This window comes from Vibrio sp. D417a (assembly GCF_030248595.1).
Classification (GTDB): Bacteria; Pseudomonadota; Gammaproteobacteria; order Enterobacterales; family Vibrionaceae; genus Vibrio; species Vibrio alginolyticus.
On sequence record NZ_JAHGAM010000015.1, the window covers coordinates 144,721 to 164,171 of the forward strand.

A 19,451-nucleotide genomic window follows, 5' to 3' on the forward strand; every position below is an offset into this window, starting at 1 on the left:
ACTAGGCCCTCGCACTCAAAGCAATGACTGGCGTGAGACGCGATGCTCGCCTTGCTGGGAAATACGATGCCATCAATGCCAAGATAAGTGTCACAAGTAAAGACCAAGCAATGGAATCTGGCGTGATCACAGGCAAACCAATCCATTCCGGTAATGCCATGCTGCTTAAGACAGATACCACGGCATACGAAAACATCAGACCTAATGCCGTGCCCACGGCTACCAAAATAAGCCCCTCAAGAATAAACTGACTGAGTATGGATTTTTGAGTCGCCCCGATCGCCAAACGCACACCGATTTCACGCGTGCGCTCCGTGACAGATAAAAACATGATGTTGGCAACGCCAAGCGCACCGACCGCCATGGTCATCGCGCCGCTCGCTCCGAGAAAAATCTGAATGCCACGTAAAATTCCACTGATGACCGCCGCACCTTCACTAAAATCGGGTAATTCGACCGCATCTTTATCACTTGGGTCAAAATGAAGCTGCTTGGCGAAAAAGTTCACGATATTTTGTCGAAACGACGGTGCATCCATCCCATCTCTCGGCTTCATCAATACCATCCAAGGTTTCGCATCCCACAAATCGCGGTACGTTGTTTGAGGAATGAAAACCGTGCGGCTATCGCCGAATGAAATGCCAGTGTCCTCACCAACGGTTATCCCAATCACCAAAAACGGAATGCCGTTGACTTTGAGCCTATCCCCGATTTGGATTCCGCCCATTTGCGCAATTTGATCGCCTAACACTGCCACGCGAGTGTGGTTTTTCATATCACTTGGTGACAGGTTTCTCGAACCGGATTGCAGCTTGCGTTGCATTAAAGGAAAGTAAGACGTATCAATACCGCTGACCGTACTCGATAAGTTCTGTCCTTTGAGATTGGTGATATTCGCATCCCATTTGGCGTAAACGCTCGACGCCTGTTGCACGAAGCCCGACTGTTTGATCATGTCGACTTTTTCTTGTGGAATATCAATTTGTCGTCTTGAAGGTAACCCTTGCCACGGTTTACTGGTACTCGACGGAAACACCACTTGCACATTGTTGATCATAAAGGAAAACGACTGGGTCTGATGGCGATAAAAGCCTTCGCCAAGTGCGATTAACACCACCACAGAGATCACGCCCCAAGCAATCGCGATAATGGCCAGCACGCTCTTCATGCGGTGCGCCATCAACGTTTGCCAAGTTTGTTGCAATAGACTGCTCATGAATGAAAAGCTCGAGAGATCAACGCCATGGTATCGTCATCGAGTTTCCCTGCGGTTTGCAGTAAGCCGATTCTCTTACGCCAGTAGCTGTACAAGTTGGTTTGCAGACTGTTTTTCGCCTCAAACAAGCTGTTGTGTGCACTGATAACTTCCGACACTTCAAGCAGACCAGCGTCGTAAAGTTTCTCTTTGCTTTGCAACACTCTGGCGCGCGACTCAACCAGCTCGTTCGCTATCAAAACTTGATTCCAGTTGATATCGACCTGAGTAAACTGCTGAATAACTCGTTTCTGAATATCAATTTCCACTCTACGCATATCTTGCTTGGCGCTTAAAATGTTCAACGATGCTTCGTCCACTTTCGCTCGCACTGCACCATTGAGGTCAATCGGCAAACTCAAACTAATCCCAGCGTTAAACTCGCCGTTTGAACGATTGTCACCATCGCTGTAGCCCACACTGCCTTTGACGGTCGGGTAGTATCCACCTTTAGCTGAATCTTTCGCGAACTCGCTCGCTTTCACCATCTGCGCCGCCACCAACAGCTCTGGACTGCTGTCTTTCGCCAGTTTTAGCCATTGCTCCTGAGAGTCCACCAGCATCGGCGGCTGAATCAAAGAATCCGTTCGAATTTGGTCGACACTCTCCGGCATTTGATTGATTAACGCCGCAAGCTCTGCTTTTTTCACTTCGAGATCGGCTTTCGCATTGAGGATACTTGCTTGCTCAGAGACTTGATTCGCTCGCATCTCTTCAACATCAACCGACTTCACTTTGCCTGCTCGATAGCGTTTCTCGATGATGTTGAGAAGTTCTTTCCCCTCCTCCAGCTTGGACTGCGCCAATTTGAGGTCGCCCAGTGCGCTTGCCACATCTAGGTAAGCGGTGAGCAACTTTTGCGCAAGCTCGTTATGCGCTTGAGATAACTCTAACTGTACTTTGAGATAATTGGCATTCGCTTGATCCAGTTCCGACCACAAACTGCTATCCCAAATAGTTTGAGTTAAGGTAGCGCCGTAACTGTTGGAATGGCTTGAGGACTCATTCCAATCCGCTGACGCACTGGCACTTAAGCCCGGCAATAACGCACTGCGGTTACTCTGTACGCCAACCTCGCCAAGCTGGACGCCGATTTTCGCTTTTTCGTAATTTGGATCGTTCTGCTTTGCTTGTTGCCAAGCTTGTTCAATAGAAATTGCGTAGGTCGGCAAACTGAGCGTGGCAGCCAACAATGCAAAGGCGATTGTTGATCGTTGCAGCTTAACCATGCGCCGCTCCCATCATGCTGTTGTCGATAACCTCTTCATCAAGCTCCACGCCGTCAAGCACTTCGACATTGATGCCATCTGACAGACCGAGTTTCACAGGTTGTTTATGAAACCCTTGTTCTGAGCTGTCGGGGATCAGAACATTCGGTGCGTCACCATCAAATTGCAGAGCGCGCTCCGGTAGAGTGAGCACGTTTTCAGACTTCTTCAGAATGATTTGAGCCGTCGATGAAAAACCAGAACGAAGCAACACATCTTGTGGGATCTTGAGTTCTCCCACTTCAACCTCAAAACCGTTATCAAAACTTTTTGCAGAAGCATTGCCCTCTGGTGAGTTAAGGTTCTCAGATTGAATCGCCACTTTGGTTAGCACACCAGAAATCGCCACATCAGGATAAGGCGCAACCGTCAACATAACGGGCATTCCCGGAGACAACTGCGCAGCATCATGCTCACTGACGCTACCTTTAAAAATCAGACTGTTCATGTCGGCCAATGACATCATTTCAGTCGCGGCTTGGCTTGATTGAGTCGAGATGATCGGCTCTCCGACCTCAACTTTCTGGTTGAGTACCGTGCCATCAATTGGCGCGTAGATCGTCGACGTTAAACGCGCATCACCGATAGACGCCTCACCACTGCGGATGAGTTCGAGATTCTGGCGCTTTTGCAATACGTCCGCTTGCGCAGATTTGACTGCCGAGCGCGCACTTACGTATTCGTCGTAGTTACTTGGAATAATGTCCTGCTTGACCAAGCTTTCTAAGTTGGACTGTTTTTGTTTGGCGGATTCCAGATCGGCTTCGCTACGCATGAGTTCTGCCGATGCATCCGTTAATGCTTGGGGTGTTGGGTTTGGACGCACTTTGATCAGCGGCTGGCCTTGCTTCACCTTTTCACCAACTTTCGCATAAATTTCACCGACGATACCGTCGATTTGTGACTTGATAGACACGGAGTGTGCAGGGACAATTTTACCAACAGCCACCGCTTGTTTTTCAATCGTGCCTTTTTCCACAATCAATGTAGGCAGCAATTCTGGTTGAGCAGCAGATTGGAGATAGAAGTACGTACCACCGCCGAGCAGCGCAATGCTCACTGCGGAGACAAGCCAACGTTTCGTCATTATTTATTCCAACAATTATTGGGTAGTCTAATGACTACTCCTAAAACACAAAGTTGAAGGAATAATATCCTGCTTTAATAGCGGTTTGGTTGTCACAGTTGGTATGGTTTTGTCAGTCACCTCTGACAATCAAAGACTAAAAAAATCTCGAGGAATCATTCAGCGAAGACGCTGTCTACGATGGCGACTGACAAGATCTGTAACCGCTCGTTTCAACCGCTATCAATTTCATTCTGAACAATGTGCAAAATGGCGCAGTTCGATATCCTCCAATTGCATATCCATACAGTCTTGCGCCTCACGTCCTAGAGCAGGAAAAACTGCATGCGCTTTTAAAATGCCTTGGCTGATAAAGCCGCATTTCTCCAACACACGGATACTCGCGTGGTTGCCAATATGCGGGGCGGTGCGAATGCGCGTTATACCCAAGCTTTGCAGGTAGACAACGCCAAGTTTGCAGGCTTGGGTTGCATAGCCTTTTCCCCGATAGCGAGCAGAAATACCAAAATGGATTTCACTGCTGTCTTGCTCAGGTATCAGCACCAGACAACCAATAGGAGTTTGAGAAGTGAGTTCTTCAATAGCGAAGACTAATAGATTGGGAGACTTTTGATCATATTGAGCACGCCATCTTTCGATAGCTTCAAGGGTTTGATTAACATTTTGGTGGACTTGGCGATTGAGGAAGCGGCATGCTTGCTCATCGCCTAAATAGTTTTCAAACAGGGGAGCAGCGTCTGTTGTTTTGAGGTATCTGATTGCCACTTGTTGAGATTCAACTCTCATCATGATTTAGCTCTGATAAACATTCGGTTTCCAGATTTGCATAAAGTTTTCTACTGGAGCAATAGGAGTGAACCCAAACTGTTCGTACAACCCATGAGCATCGCGGGTTGCAAGCATCATACGGCGTAAGCCTTGTAGTTCTGGATGAGCAACAATTTCTGAGATCAACCACTTACTGATGCCTTTACCACGGTGTACCTCCATAACAAACACATCGGCAAGGTACGCAAACGTGGTACGATCGGTAATTAACCGAGCAAAAGCAACGAGTTGATTTTCATCATCCAAAACCGCGAAACAGAACGAATGGCGCAATGACTTCTCAAGGCGTTCTCTTGGAATGCCCTTTCCCCAGTAACTGTTTGAAATGAACTCGTAGATAACGTCTAAATCCATGTCATCTAACGACGTAGTAATTTGAAATCCTTGCATTGTATCCCTCAACATTGATTTAGATTTTCTTAGCCACACAGACAAGCGAGTTGGCATTCGCCTCAAATGCTTGCGCTGACCAAGACTGGTACTTCTCTATGATTCTGAATCCCGCTTGTTCAAGGAAAACCTCTATGTCTTCCAGCGGACGATATTTTAAATCAATGCTGGAATACTCAATCGTTCCACCTTCAAAATGGCGCTCTTTCTTCAAATACAGGATGGATGTTTGCAAGTCATACTCGGCCTTCATACCTAAATAATTCACTTCACCATAAGTTGGAGAAACATAGGTTTGCCACAGTGCCATCTCATTATCCAGTTCTAGATTCTCTGGCGTTGGTAACCGCGTATCGAAGACAAATCGCCCACCTTTTTCGAGGTGTCTTGATATTGAGCTCAGTGCACCTGCTAGCATCTCATCACTTAAAAAGGCTTGGAATGCATTCCCTGTCATTATGGCTAGGTCAAACTTCTTACCTAACGAAAACTGGGTTGCGTCGAGATGAAGAAAACGCAAGTTACTCCTGCTTTTGGCTTTGTCCTTTGCGTGTTTGAGCATCCCTTCAGAAATATCAATGCCAATGGCTTCGTTGAGTTGCTCAGAGACTGGAATCGTGACAATGCCGGAACCACAACAGACATCCAGTACACTTCGAGCATTGGTTTCTTCGATTAACCTTGTGATAAAAGCAATGTCGTGATGGTAATGCTGGTCGTATTGAGCATCGTATTCAATGCCAGACCCGAATTCGGTTAAATCTTGTGTTTTCAAAAACAATCCTTGTTTGTTACTTATTTCAGCGGTGTGACTTTTTCAGCTCTAGCATCAAGTATCGACACACATAACCAACACCAGATACGTAACCAATCACATTTTCTAGGGAAACCACTTCCAACCCCGCTTGCTGACAGAGTTGCTCAACTTCACTTTCGGTATATGCCGTATGCACGACCGATCCACTATAAGTATTTCGAGGCAAATCTTGTCCATCCGGATCGTGGTATTGAAAGCTGATAAAACATCGTCCATTCGCAGTTAGCTTATGCGAAATGCACTCCAGAAGTTGTTGAGGCTCTGCTAGAAACTCAGTAAAACCAAGTGCGGTGATAAGGTCGAAGGTTTGTTCAAACAAAGGGGAAAATGGCTCATCGAGATTATGAACCGCGACGCTTTGATAGAGGTTAGTTTGGCGCGCTTTATCAACCATTTTGGACGAGATGTCTAAGCCATGGATGGCGAGTTCTGGATAGTGACTTTTTACGACATGGCCGATACTGCCAGTCGCACAGGCTAGGTCGAGAACCGAGCCTTGCTCGATGGGAAAGGTTTTTAACTTCTCAGAAATCCAACGTGGACCGACGTAGTGACTGTCATCCACCAACTTTTGATAGCGATCCGACACATCATCATACATTTTTGCTACGTTCATCGTTTCCTCCTTGATAACCAGAACGATGCTCGAATGTAGCACGCAATAAGCATCTAGACACTTATTGGTTAACTAGTTCTTTATGGTATGTGACCGACTGGTTGTTTAGGACAACAAAAAAATCCGATACTCAATATTTTGAATATCGGATTTTTATAGCGTTATCGAGCTAACCAAATTCTCGCTAGTATTCCTATCGGAGTGGTAACGCCAGTTGTGACAGAGGAAATTTCACCATTTCTTAAAACATAAATGGTTGGGGTCACGCTAATTTTCCATTCACGCATAATATCGCTTGAAGGATCGTTTATGTTTTCAAAACGATATTCTTTTGCCTGCATAAACTGCGCCACACGCTCATTTGGCCCTGATGAGCCAGAAACACCAACTACGGCATAGTCATCACTCAGCCAGCTCACGCTTGGACTTACAAATTTACAAGCGGGACACCAAGTCGCCCAAAAGTAAACAACGACAGGTTGTTCATGACTTTGTGCGATTGCATCGAAGTATTCACCATCGCTCAATACGGAGCTCAATACGGAGCTCAATACGGAGCTCAATGGTGGTGCCTCCTGTTTGGGAATATCTTTGGTGCGATACCAATCCATCGCGATAGAAATAACGGTGACAATGAGCACCATCTGTACGATTTGAACGAGCCAATACCGGACTGTTCTACGCTGCTTTGTCGAACTCATTGAATGGATCCCCCACTCGCTTGTTTCACCGCGCTTAAAACAACATCATCAGTCAGAATCACAGGTAACGGGATACCTTGTGGCGCCGCCGGGCCATAGACGATGTTAAACGGCACACCGTAACGCCCATTAGCTCGTAAAAAGTCCGTTACCGAGCCGTCCGGATGCGTCCAATCCCCTTTTAACGTCGCCACATTAGGGCTTTGCAGCAATGAGTAGACAGGATCTTGCCAGATCACGCCGATCTTGTTCGCTTTACACGTGACACACCAATCCGCAGTCACATCCACAAACACCACTCGCCCATTATTGACGTGCTCTTCAATCGCTGAATTAGAAAGCTTTTGCCAAGCTAGATCATCCGGAAGTGGCGTTGCCCATTGGTCAGCAGTGACACTGCCAAGTAGTAAGCCGCCAGCTATTAACACTAACGATGCGGTCCCTGATACAGCAAGTGCTTTCTCACCATACACACGCTTAATTCTTGCCATCATGACGACAAAAGCAACCACAGCGATGAGTGCAATCCATAACATCGGTACATGATTTGCCATTAATGAAAGTAGCCAAACGCTGGTTGCCAACATCATTATGCCAAACACGATCTTAACGACATTCATCCACGAGCCAGGCTTTGGTAGTTTCAGCGCGATATTTGGAAACACAGCGACTAAGAGCCAAGGCAGTGCCATACCCAATGCTAATGCTGTAAAAGTTGCAAATAACGTTAATACGTCGGCACCCAAGGCAAACGCCACGGCCGTTCCTAGAAAAGGCGCGGAGCAAGGCGTCGCAAGCAATGTGGCAAACATACCTTGAACATAGTGACCAACTAGGGAGTTATCACCTTTCGAGGCCAGCCATGTATTGGTACCCGATGATAGACGGACTTCAAACAGCCCCAGCATATTGGCCCCAAACAAAGTGGTGACCAACACCATCAAACCTAAGAACCAAGGGCTTTGAAATTGCACGCCCCAGCCAATGGCATTACCTGTTAGCTTAAGCACCAAAATAAAACCAGCGAGAATCCAGAACGACGTTAATATACCAAGTGACGAGGCAACAAACTGAGCGCGAATTTGACGACGCTCGATACCTTGAGCGGCAACAATACTACTTAGCTTCATCCCCAAAACCGGAAGAACGCAAGGCATAATGTTAAGAATTAAACCGCCGAGCAACGCGAATAGAAAAACACTCGTTAGAGACGTGCTCGGCAACGGTTCAACTATTGCCTCAGCAGTTGCTTGAGTGGTTTCTTCTGCTAGTAAATTGGTGTCTTTGATGGTCACAAACAGCGACTGACCATCTAACTCCACATCGCCCAGCCAAGTATCAACGATATAGCTCGCGGTGACGATGTTTCCTTCTTGATACATTCCTTCAAGCTTGAAGCTATAGTCTCGCGTTGCTTCATCGACACCATCCACCAGCACTTGTGGTTGTTGCCAACCCTGACTGTTCTGTAGCTTGATTTGTAGTTTCGATTGGTTCGCATCCCAACTCGCCTGAGTAACATCAATAAACGGCGATGGCTGCGGCACGTTACTCACTGCTTGAGCGTAACTGAACATCACGCCTTCATCGACTGTTAGATCAGAAGGCAAGAACGTCAATTGAATTTGATAGTCGGTCAGCACACAAATCGTCGTACAAGAAGAAAGTGTCAGTACCGCATCAATCGTGACAGGTCTGGACATGTCTTCGACGTGCAGCGTCATGGGGAACAAAGTATCGCCTTTATACCCAAGAGTCTCGATACCTAACAGTTCGAATTTTTGTGGGTGCGGCCATTGCCAATCCACTTTGGATAAATTTTGTGAATTTTGCCAATCAATAGATGGTGCTACGCCGCCCTCACCAGGTGAACGCCAGTAAGTTTTCCAGTCTCCGGTTAACTTGACATCCAAATAACCTGTAAGTGTTTTGGCTTGCGGATCTTGTTGACCAGTGAGCACAAAGCGCGTTTGCACTGGAGGATGTTGTGGGTTGGTTAGCCAACCTGTATCAGTAGTTTGAGCTGAAATACTCAGAGAGAGCAAACTCAAAGCAAGCGTCATAAAAAACATGAACGCAAACTGAGTCAGTTTAGTAATTTGATTCATAGTGATTCCTAGTTAAAAGACAAAGGTGCTAAATAACTGACGCTAGTGGTCAGAAAGCACGCTTTTATTCTCGGAACACACAGAAAGTCAGATGGACTCGATACTTACGGCCTATCGGTTCCGTCCAATGTTGCGCACCAATATAGGCACTGCACAACCAAATTGCCGAAGCAAAAAGACCGACAAACAGAACAACAATAAATACATCGAGTTGATGTTGAGAAAACTGAATTAACTTTTCAGACAATTCGCACTTGCTGGTTTCTTTAGTATCAATCGACTTGACGCTCGAACGCTCATCAGCAAGTGAAACCGCGGGCGATTCCGCCTCATATTTCATAGAGCATGACGATGCAAAGCCTGAATTTTGCATCAGACACACAACGACCACCCAGCCAATAATCGCCAGTAGCCATTTTGCCCGCTTATGTGGCGTGTGATGTCGTTTAGTCAACAAACTCATAAGAATTCAGATAAAGTAAGAACGAAGAAGATAATACGCGAGTCGTCATAAAGCTCAAGTTGTATCCTCTAAATAGCCTTAAGAGGCTTCACTCGGTAAGCTTTAATCTAGCTTGCCATAAATATATGCCAACTCTGCGACGGTTTTTGCCGAGAACTTCTTCAATAGATTAGCTCGGTGTACTTCAACCGTTCGCATTGCTATGCAAAGTTCGTCAGCAATACGAATGTTGCGCTTTCCTTCAATAATCAAACGTAAAATGTCTTTTTCTCTAGGTGTGAGCGATTCATAAGCCGATTTAGCTGCTGCCATATCGAGGTTTGTGGCAGACTGCGCCTGTCCCTGCAAAATGGCTCGTGCCAGTTCATCGCCTTTGACTGGTTTTTGGAAGAAATTGACCGCCCCAGCTTGCAATGCATCGACCGCCATCGGAACATCACCATGCCCTGTCAGATAAATAACGGCTAGCGGGCTGTTGGCTTGATTTAAAATTTGGTGCACTTGCTGGCCACGAAGGTTGGGCATTCGGCTATCAAGGATCACGCATCCGGCCTGATGAATGTTCACTTTATCGAGAAAAGATTGCCCATCAGCAAAAGTCGTCACGTTGAAGTCATGCTCTTCCAACATAAAAGCGAGCGAGTCACGCACCGATTCATCATCATCGACTACAAAAACAGGTAGCTGCTTTTCACCGCTGCTCATTGAGTGCTCCTATGCCTAGTTCAGATTAGTTTTGATATGGAAACACAAGCTCAACCAAACAACCATGTGGTGCTATCGAGCTGATGACAAACTCGCCACCATGCATTTCCATCACATCGCGACAAATGGCTAACCCCAGCCCAAGCCCTTCTTCTTTGCTACTCACAAACGCTTGAGTCGGATTCTCTTGCTGCAACCCTGTACCATTGTCTAACACTCGAATAGAGAGTTGACTGATTTGGTAATCGCAATGCAGGGCAATTTTACCTTGATAACCTGATGAGTGATATTTCTCTTGGAACAAAGTACACGCATCAATCGCGTTGCTGATCACATTAACTAAAACCTGTTGTACGCCAACTGCATCGACAAGTAATGGACGAATGTTCCCTTCTGTACTGGCCACAATAGAAATGTTTTGCTTCTGCATTCGAAAATGGAGTAACTCAATCGTGTCATCAATGAGTACTTGAAGATCGCACGACGTTTTGTCGACACTGCGCTTACGAATCAACGTTCTTAATCGCTGAATAATTGTATCGGCTCTTTCAACTTGGCCCTGTATTTTCTCAAGTACAGGGACAATATCTTCATGAGGGCGCTTTTTGGCCAAGCGAAGTAAACCGCCTTCACTATAGTTGCGAATGGCTGCCAGTGGCTGATTGAGTTCATGAGCAAGACTAGTGCCGATTTCTCCGACAATCGCGACCCTTTGTGAATGTTCTAACTGTTCACTTTTCTCTTTTAATCGTAACGATGTCTGCTCCAACGCTTGCTTACTCTTGCTAAATCGATACTCAAGCCAAAAGTGGTACGCGTTCAACACAATCACAAACATGAACAGCGCCCATGCCCACTCTTGATGACTACGCAGCCAGCGTAGAGCCTCACTCCACCAAGGTTGTTGCAACGGATGGAGATCCAACGCCTGATAAAGTTTGTCGATGCTCAGCAAGCTGACGGGGGACGTCCAACCTGACGCGCCTGCCGCAATAACCGCAGGGTGTTCAGGTGGCATCGCTAACAATACTTGCGCAATCTGTTTGGCAATCTGAGCTGAGCCGCGCTCTGTTTTGGCAAATGACCAGTTAGGATAAAGCGGTGTGGAAACAGCGCATAACGAGCGCTCGTTCGGCTGTTGATTTAAAACTCGGTAATTACCCGGTTGTAAAAGCCCTTCACTTAACATCTGTTCCAATAAACAAGCGGGGACGACGGCCGCTTCCACATTACCATCACGTAATTGATACAGGTTGGCATCAATAGGAAAACCAAGATAGCGGACATCAGAAAAGAAATCGTTTGGATTAAGCCCCATTTTGACTATTTGATAGCGCATCGTTAGATAACCACCAAACGCTTTTTCTGATACCGCCGCAACGGGACGTCCTGAGACATCTTGCACCGTTTGATAACTTGAATTGGCTCGAACCACCAGCGCCGAACCAATGCCGTAATTCGAGTTTTGTGGTGCTCTGCTGGTTAGCGTTGCCATCCACGACAGCGCGTATTGCCTGCCCAATCGCACTGCCTGACCTGGGTTGGTTAAGATGAAATCTATCTTCTGAAACTTCACCGCTTCGCCCATTTCATCCAAGTTAAGGGGATGAAGGACAAAATGCACATCGGAAATTTGCTGATTGAGCCAATCAATGGTCGGTTGCCATCTCTGCTCAGCATAAAGATGGCCGCGTATCGCTAACACGCCCACTTCGACTTTTTGCTTGACCTGTGGCTGCTCTGCTTTTTGCTCTTGCATTCCTTGCAGATATTCTTGTTCAGAAACAGCGCCCTGAGCCAAAGATGCAAAGGCAACTAAGCAAAGAATCCAAAGCTGAAGCCACAGTGCTTTTTTCATGATGAGTCGAATCGTTCCGTCAAGAGAGTGCGACAAGAATAACAGCTACCTTCCCTAAACCACATTTGTTTTAGATCAAGTTTGATCTGGGTATGTGGAAATCCACAATATAAGCCTCGCAGTGCATTTCTCACAATGGAATCAGTCAATTCAAATACAACAAAAAAGCAGGTGAGTTATGGATTCCACCAAACGTCGCTTTCTCAGCGCGGTCACAGCCGGAGCCGCGTTAATTCCAGTCGCAGGCATTGGCACGGCAACTGCGGGAAACATTATTCGAAATAACCAGTCCGCTGACCGAAAAGGACAAGTCGGGAAGCGTTATGCCATGGTGATAGATTTGCGTAAATGTGTCGGATGCCAGGCTTGCACTGTGGGTTGCAGCATCGAGAACCAAGTGCCTATCGGTCAATTCCGAACCACCGTAAAGCAATACGAAGTTACGTTAGATGATGGCTCTACAGCCACGCGAGAAGCAAAAGCCTTTATGCTACCGCGCCTTTGTAACCACTGCGACAACCCACCTTGCGTGGCAGTGTGTCCGGTTCAAGCAACCTTTCAGCGCGAAGATGGCATTGTCATGGTGGATAACAGTCGCTGCGTAGCGTGTGCGTATTGTGTACAAGCTTGCCCTTACGATGCTCGCTTTATCAATGAAGACACCCTCACCGCAGATAAATGTACCTTCTGTGCTCACCGTCTAGAAAAAGGTCTATTGCCTGCCTGCGTGGAAACCTGTGTTGGCGGAGCACGTGTGATTGGTGATTTGAATGATCCATCAAGTGAAGTCCGCCGCTTAATTACGAAGCACCAAGACGATATCAAAGTGCTAAAACCCAATGAAGGCACCAAGCCTCACGTGTTTTACATCGGCATGGATGAACACTTCACCAGCCACATCGACGGACAACCTGCTATTTACGACCCACAAGGAGATCGCGCATGAACATCACCGAAGTGTTAGTCCAACCTCAAGCGATGGCTTGGCTCCCGTGGGCGGTGCAGTATTTCTTCTACATCGGTTCGGCTTATGCGGCCGCTATTTTATTCCTAATCGCCCTATTATTTGAAAAACACACCAGCCACAGACTGCGCGCTGCACTTGTGCTGACGCTGGCCATTGGCGCCATCGTGGGGCCATTAGCGTTAACTGGCGACCTTCACCAACCGGGACGCGCATGGCATTTTTACGCACACATCACTCCGTGGTCATGGATGTCTTTAGGGTCGCTTTTCTTGCCCGTTTTCACAGGTTTAGCGGTAGTGACTGCATGGCTGTATCTCCGCGAGGATCTGATCAACTTACGTAATCAGCCTGGGAAAGTACTGCCTCTAATTTCAAAGCTGTCACTGGGTGACTGGGCGCTCTCTCGTAGAGTCATGCTTATGGTATCTGCCATCACGGTGCTATCAGGCATCACCATTGCAGTCTACACAGGCGCTGAAATTGCGGTCGTTAAATCGCGCTCTTTATGGCACCAACCCGCGTCGCCGGTTCTTTGGTTTGTCACTGCATTTATGGGCGCGGTCGGATTTTCTCTGCTGATTTGGTTACTGCTGCCTAGCCAATCGAAATCCCTCACTTCTGGTGATAGCAATTTACTCAAGAAGTCACTGGTAACGAGCGGCGTTCTGACGCTGATTCTCCTACCCATTTGGGCATCCAACAATTCCGCATTTTCGCTCTATTCTAGCGAACAATGGATCCACAACATTGCCCTGCTCACTTTTGTCGTTTTAGGTTGTGTTTTGCTCGCTTTCATCTTCTTTCGCGATACCAAAAAGTCCACATCAGCCAGATTTCGTCACGTCATAGTGCTCAGTTTTGTGTCTGCTGCCGCACTGGCAAGTGCATGGCTGATCCGCTGGTTTACCATCATGGAAGTGCAAACCATCGCCAAGTTCGATGCAGGGCTGTATCCATACCAACTCACTATGGATGGAAATGGCTGGATAGGCCTTATCGGCATGCTCGGATTATGGCTTGCACTGGCACTGCTCGGTTCGGAGCTGGTTCAGCCAAAACAAAATATCGAAGTAAAAGCTTCATCACTCACCTTAACTGAACGCTAATCAAAGAGGATTTCATCATGGATAACAAACGCCGTCAGTTTTTGAAATCAGGCATTGCAGTGGGTGGGCTTGGCGCATTCGCTGCGGGTTACGCCACCACCACCAAACATATGGTCGAAGGTGCGCTCGAAGGCACTGCGGGAGAAAAAACGCGTGATATTCACCACGGTAACTCGCTTGAACCAGAGTACACGGTCAACAGCAAAGGCAACCTAATCCCTAATCCAAATCAGCGCGTTGCGCCATCGATGTGCTTTGGTTGTTGGTCACTGTGCGGATTGCGTGTACGCATTGATAACCGCAGCGACGATATTTTGCGTATTACTGGCAACCCATATCACCCACTCTCTCATCAGCAACACATTCCGTTCGAAACGCCAGTCAAAGATGCTTATTTAAGTTTGGCAGGAGAAGCGGGCCTTGACGGTCGTTCAACAGCATGCGCACGTGGCAATGGGATGCTAGAAATTCGCAACAGCCCGTACCGCATTACTCAGCCACTGAAACGAGTTGGAAAACGCGGCGAAGGAAAATGGATTCCGATCAGCTACGAGCAATTGATAGAAGAAATCGTAGAAGGTGGTGATTTATTTGGTGAAGGCCATGTTGATGGTTTACGCGACATTCACGATTTAACAACGCCCGTAGATCCTGAAAACCCAGAATATGGACCGAAAGCCAACCAATTGTTAATGACCAACGCCGGTAACGAAGGCCGAGACGACATATTCAAACGCTTCGCGTTCAACAGCTATGGTACACGTAACTTTGGGCATCACGGCTCTTACTGCGGCTACGCATTTCGTGCTGGCAGCGGCGCATTTATGAACGACTTAGATAAGAACGCACACTTAAAGCCAGATTTTGATAATGCGGAATACATCATCTTCATCGGTATGTCGCCTGCGCAAGCTGGCAACCCTTTTAAGCGTCAGGCGCGCCAACTCGCCAATGCGCGAACAGAAGGTAGCTTGGAATACACCATCATCACGCCAAGTTTGCCTGCGGGTTCATCGAGCTTGGCCGCCGGTGACAACAACCGCTGGATACCAATCAAACCGGGCACCGACTCTGCCCTCGTGCTTGGCATGATCCAGTGGATCATCGAAAACCAACGCTACAACAAAACCTTCTTGGCGCAGCCGGGGGCAAACGCGATGAAGCGAGCCGGCACCGCGCACTGGTGTAATGCCACGCACTTGGTAATCAGCGATGAGCAGCACCCGAGAAACGGCACGTTTTTACGCGCATCTGATCTGAACCTGCCATTTGAGGGCGAAGCGTTGTCTGACTCCGACCCGTACGTCATCGTGGATGAGCAAAGAGGCGAATTTGGTGTTCATACCCAAGCTGAGGAAGCGGCACTGTTTATCGATAAAACGGTTTCGCTTGCATCGGGCGAAGTGCGCGTAAAATCGTCTCTACAAAGACTCAAAGAAGAGGCGTTCAAATACAGCCTTGCGTTCTACAGCCAACAATGTGAAATCCCTGTCGAACAAATTGTTGAACTAGCAAAGCGCTTTACCAGTCACGGAACAAAAGCGGTGGTCGATACCCACGGTGGCAACATGCACACCAATGGGTTCTATAACTCGTTTACCATCATGATGCTCAATGCGTTGATTGGTAACATAAATATGAAAGGCGGCGCGATGGCCAAAGCGGGTGGCTACCCAACTTCCGCTGCGGGTCCTCGTTACGACTTCACCAAATTTGCTGGCAAAGTCGGCCCGAAAGGCGTCTTTTTGTCGCGCAGTAAATTCCCCTACCACAAAACAAGCGAATACAAACGTCGCGTTGAGGCAGGAAAATCCCCTTATCCAACTCGCGCGCCTTGGTATCCGTTTGCCGCGCCACTGCTGACAGAGCACCTATCTGCGGCTATTGATGGTTATCCATACCGCGTTAAAGCGTGGATCAATCACATGGCGAACCCAATGTATGGTGTACCCGGTTTGAAAGCGCTTCTGGAAGACAAGCTTAAAGATCCAAAACAACTCGGTTTGATTGTGTCTGTTGATGCGTTCATTAACGAAACCACCGCATTGTCGGACTATATTGTGCCGGACACGGTCACCTACGAAAGCTGGGGTATGGCAACGCCTTGGCACGACGTTCCGGTGAAAACCGTCACCGCTCGCTGGCCGATTGTGGGAGCGCGAACAGAGAAAACCGCCGATGGTCGTTCAATTTGCTTAGAAAACTTTTTGATTGATGTCGCCAAGAAAATGCAACTAGGCGGCTTTGGTGACAACGCGATTCAAGATGCGCAAGGGAATTGGCACGCCCTCCACAGCGCTGAAGATTTCTACTTACGTTCCGCGGCAAATTTGGCTTATGTGAAAGGCGGGGTGCCTGAAGTTTCGGCAGAAGACATTGCGTGGTCCGGCCTAGAGCGTTTAATGCCAGCCATGCAGAAGACGCTGACAGCGGATGAGATGAAACGTGTGGCGTTTATTTTTGCTCGCGGTGGACGTTTTGAAAATGCAACCGAAGCGTATCAAGGTGAGCAAATGAAGCACAAATGGACACGACCTGTCGCGATATGGAATGAACGTGTCGGCAGCGCAAGAAACACCATGACCGGTGATTTCTACACGGGTTGCCCAACATGGCATCCACAAAAACTGGCCGATGGCACACCAATGGAAGACCAGTTCCCAAGCTCAGAATGGCCTTTCAGCCTAACGAACTTTAAATCCAACATTCACAGTGCGGTATCCAACCTATCGCCAAGGTTGAACTCGATTAAATGCGTAAATCCAGTGTACATCCATCCAATCGATGCCGAGCGCGCAGGCATTAAAACGGGTGATGAGTTTGTTATCGAGACACCATCTGCAAGCACCAAAGCACTTGCGATGATAGTCAGCGGAATTCGCCCTGGCACACTCGGATTTGAACATGGGTTTGGTCATACCGAGCTAGGACAACGCTCGCACTGGATCGGCGATAAACAACAACCCGTAAAAACGCGCAGCCAAGATGGCGTCAATATTAACGACATTGGCTTAATTGACCCTACTCGAGAAGGCAAAGGCGTGTTGTTGGATTGGGTCGTGGGCGCGGCGGCACGTCAGTCCTTGCCGGCCAAAATCCGCAAAGCGTAACGCCGCACGTTAAGACGTCTCTACCACTTAGAGCTGCAGATTTGTGCAGCTCTTCACCACTTTGTTTTTATCGCTTATAGAACAACCAATAAAAACAAATACGGCCATTTACACTTATTAAATATGTGGAAATCCACAATACCTTTCATTATTGACAAGGCCGACAATATCGTCCAAGTGACTACCAAGTAGCACTTAGACATATTAATAAAAATTAAAGTGAGTCAGCATGTCAAAAATTCTTCCAGTGGTGGTGGCCTGTTTATTAGCAACCACTATGGGCGCAAGCGCCTCGTCTATTCCGGAAAAAGCCAGCGTATGTAGCGGTTGTCACGGCCAAGATGGCATGGGACAGCCAAATATCGCGCCGATGATCGCTGGTTTAAACGCGAATTATCTCAACACTCAAATCGAACTATTCCTTAGTGGCGAACGCCAAAATGTGGTCATGCAAGGCATGGCGAAGGAACTCAGCGATCCCGCAGATCGGAAGGAAGTTATGGAGTACTTTGCTAACCTCCCGAGCTATGAGTTCACGAATCCAGAACAACGCGGCGACCAAGCTGATATTCGTAACCCGTATCGTAAATTAATTTTCCAAGGCGATTGGGATAGAAATATTCCAGCTTGCGCAACTTGTCATGGAGCCAGCGGTATGGGCGTCGACAAGTTCCCTCGCCTCGCAAGCCAACATGCTGATTACTTAAAAACGCAATTGATGGCATGGAAAAACGGCACTCGCAGTGGCGACCCGCTCAATATGATGGGGACCATCGCAAAAAATCTCACTGACAAAGAGATCGAAAATCTTGCTTACTACTTTGCCTCATTACGTTACTAGGAGCAGTCATGAAACGTTTCTATTCTTTGTTCGCACTGCCTTTCATTTCTACGCTCGTACTAGCTAACGATCCATTACCGGACCGCCAGAAAGAGCTACCTGCGATAGAAAAAGAAAATCACGGTGAATACTTAAAACCGCGTGATCTCAGCACAATCCCAAACACCGCATTTGGTGAGCAAGTAAAACGCGGTTACTCGCTCTTTGTTAACTCACAACAAATGCGCGGAAAATACGTTGGCAACGAACAAAACTGTGTGAACTGCCATATGGAGGCAGGACGAAAAGCAAACGCTGCGCCACTGTGGGCAGCTTACATGGCATACCCGGCATATCGTAAGAAAAACGATCGCGTAAACAGCTATGCTGACCGTATCCAAGGTTGTTTCGAGTATTCCATGAACGGTAAAGCGCCCACTTACGATTCGACAGAAATTGTTGCCCTTAGTGCTTACGCCTACTGGTTAGCGATGGGCGGCTTGCTTGACAAACATGGTATGGCGGATGAGCCCATTCCAGAACTAGACGCAAAAACGTTGCAAATTGGTGGAAAAGCAAAAGACTTCCCGTTGCCCGAAGCCATCGCACAAGCATTACCAATTGAAAAGCGGGGTAATCTCTCTGGGCGAGGCTACCCAAAAATCGCCGCCCCTGAGCAAGAACCATCAATAGAGCGAGGCGCATTGGTCTACGAAAAGAACTGTGAAACTTGCCATCGCGCCGACGGTTCAGGCATCAAAGACACCAACGACCATTCATACATTCCACCACTTTGGGGCGAATATGCGTATAACTGGGGCGCAGGTATGCACCGGATTAACACTGCAGCCTATTTTATTTACGAAAACATGCCGCTTGGGAAAAGTGTGCAGCTGACAGAGCAAGAAGCTTGGGATGTCGCAGCATACGTCAACAGCCATGAGCGTCCACAAGATCCTCGATTCAAAGGCAATGTCACCGCAAACGCGGAGAAATATCACCAGCACCAAGGCTATTACGGCAAAACGCTCAACGGTACGCAAGTCGGCTCCAATGCCTTTAAGAGCGGAACGGTCAAGTAAAGTACAACTAAGTACCTTAAATAAAATGCTCTTTTTCCCTGCTCAGATTATCTGGGCAGGGTTACTTACCCTTAAAAACAAGTAATTACCCCCCTCCACAGACAAGCAATATCACATTATTTTCGACTTCCAACATACTCATCTTCGCCGTAAAATCTTGTACCAAACGCGACTTCGTTTATGTCTTAGATCTCCCATATCCTCTAATGCCAAAAGTAAGAAACTCGTAAACTCCTGAATCAAAACAAGCGTGCCTAGTGAAAAAAGAGT

17 protein-coding genes are annotated in these 19,451 nt (G+C 47.5%); 5 read left to right on the forward strand and 12 right to left on the reverse strand.

Going from position 1 to position 19,451, the window contains the following annotated elements; translation table 11 throughout:
• Position 1: 1 nt before the first annotated feature.
• The 12 genes from KI742_RS14435 to KI742_RS14490 form a co-directional block, all read right to left on the reverse strand.
• Complete coding sequence (locus tag KI742_RS14435; RefSeq protein ID WP_137282245.1) at positions 2-1,216, reverse strand: ABC transporter permease; 1,215 nt, start codon at positions 1,214-1,216, stop codon at positions 2-4.
• Positions 1,213-2,484 carry a TolC family protein gene (locus KI742_RS14440; RefSeq protein ID WP_285385597.1) on the reverse strand — a complete coding sequence of 424 codons (1,272 nt, stop codon included), beginning with the start codon at positions 2,482-2,484 and terminating at the stop codon, positions 1,213-1,215. Before KI742_RS14440 ends, KI742_RS14435 begins: the two co-directional genes overlap by 4 nt.
• Complete coding sequence (locus tag KI742_RS14445) at positions 2,477-3,610, reverse strand: efflux RND transporter periplasmic adaptor subunit (protein ID WP_213916377.1); 1,134 nt, start codon at positions 3,608-3,610, stop codon at positions 2,477-2,479. Before KI742_RS14445 ends, KI742_RS14440 begins: the two co-directional genes overlap by 8 nt.
• Positions 3,611-3,838: 228 nt before the next feature.
• On the reverse strand, positions 3,839-4,399 hold the full coding sequence (locus KI742_RS14450) for a GNAT family N-acetyltransferase (protein WP_222712516.1): 561 nt from the start codon (positions 4,397-4,399) through the stop codon (positions 3,839-3,841).
• Positions 4,400-4,402: 3 nt separating this feature from the next.
• Positions 4,403-4,828 carry a GNAT family N-acetyltransferase gene (locus tag KI742_RS14455; protein ID WP_161440840.1) on the reverse strand — a complete coding sequence of 142 codons (426 nt, stop codon included), beginning with the start codon at positions 4,826-4,828 and terminating at the stop codon, positions 4,403-4,405.
• Positions 4,829-4,847: 19 nt separating this feature from the next.
• The gene (locus KI742_RS14460; protein ID WP_256902934.1) at positions 4,848-5,603 is read right to left on the reverse strand and encodes a class I SAM-dependent methyltransferase; all 756 of its coding nucleotides are present in this window, start codon (positions 5,601-5,603) and stop codon (positions 4,848-4,850) included.
• Positions 5,604-5,628: 25 nt separating this feature from the next.
• Entirely contained in the window at positions 5,629-6,261 is a 633-nt protein-coding gene (locus KI742_RS14465) for a class I SAM-dependent methyltransferase (RefSeq protein WP_170891293.1), read from the reverse strand.
• Between the two features lie 161 nt (positions 6,262-6,422).
• Entirely contained in the window at positions 6,423-6,962 is a 540-nt protein-coding gene (locus KI742_RS14470; protein ID WP_285385591.1) for a protein disulfide oxidoreductase, read from the reverse strand.
• Complete coding sequence (locus tag KI742_RS14475) at positions 6,959-9,070, reverse strand: protein-disulfide reductase DsbD (RefSeq protein WP_285385590.1); 2,112 nt, start codon at positions 9,068-9,070, stop codon at positions 6,959-6,961. The genes KI742_RS14470 and KI742_RS14475 overlap by 4 nt, the downstream gene beginning before the upstream one ends.
• A 64-nt stretch (positions 9,071-9,134) precedes the next feature.
• The gene (locus KI742_RS14480; RefSeq protein WP_025767242.1) at positions 9,135-9,533 is read right to left on the reverse strand and encodes a hypothetical protein; all 399 of its coding nucleotides are present in this window, start codon (positions 9,531-9,533) and stop codon (positions 9,135-9,137) included.
• A 102-nt stretch (positions 9,534-9,635) separates the two neighbouring features.
• On the reverse strand, positions 9,636-10,238 hold the full coding sequence (locus tag KI742_RS14485; protein WP_025767241.1) for a response regulator transcription factor: 603 nt from the start codon (positions 10,236-10,238) through the stop codon (positions 9,636-9,638).
• Between the two features lie 25 nt (positions 10,239-10,263).
• Positions 10,264-12,096 (reverse strand): sensor histidine kinase, encoded by a 1,833-nt coding sequence (locus tag KI742_RS14490; RefSeq protein ID WP_285385589.1) that lies wholly within the window; start codon positions 12,094-12,096, stop codon positions 10,264-10,266.
• Between the two features lie 178 nt (positions 12,097-12,274).
• Between KI742_RS14490 and dsrO the strand changes: the two genes are divergently transcribed.
• From dsrO to KI742_RS14515, 5 genes are all read left to right on the forward strand, one after another.
• Entirely contained in the window at positions 12,275-13,042 is a 768-nt protein-coding gene (gene dsrO / locus KI742_RS14495) for a sulfate reduction electron transfer complex DsrMKJOP subunit DsrO (RefSeq protein WP_285385588.1), read from the forward strand.
• Entirely contained in the window at positions 13,039-14,169 is a 1,131-nt protein-coding gene (gene nrfD, locus KI742_RS14500) for an NrfD/PsrC family molybdoenzyme membrane anchor subunit (protein ID WP_285385586.1), read from the forward strand. The genes dsrO and nrfD overlap by 4 nt, the downstream gene beginning before the upstream one ends.
• 17 nt (positions 14,170-14,186) lie before the next feature.
• A complete protein-coding gene (locus KI742_RS14505; protein WP_285385584.1) occupies positions 14,187-17,279 on the forward strand; it encodes a tetrathionate reductase subunit A in 3,093 nt (1,030 codons plus the stop codon).
• Between the two features lie 277 nt (positions 17,280-17,556).
• Positions 17,557-18,120 carry a cytochrome c gene (locus KI742_RS14510; RefSeq protein ID WP_370687796.1) on the forward strand — a complete coding sequence of 188 codons (564 nt, stop codon included), beginning with the start codon at positions 17,557-17,559 and terminating at the stop codon, positions 18,118-18,120.
• An 8-nt stretch (positions 18,121-18,128) separates the two neighbouring features.
• On the forward strand, positions 18,129-19,181 hold the full coding sequence (locus KI742_RS14515; RefSeq protein ID WP_285385582.1) for a c-type cytochrome: 1,053 nt from the start codon (positions 18,129-18,131) through the stop codon (positions 19,179-19,181).
• Positions 19,182-19,451 lie beyond the last annotated feature (270 nt).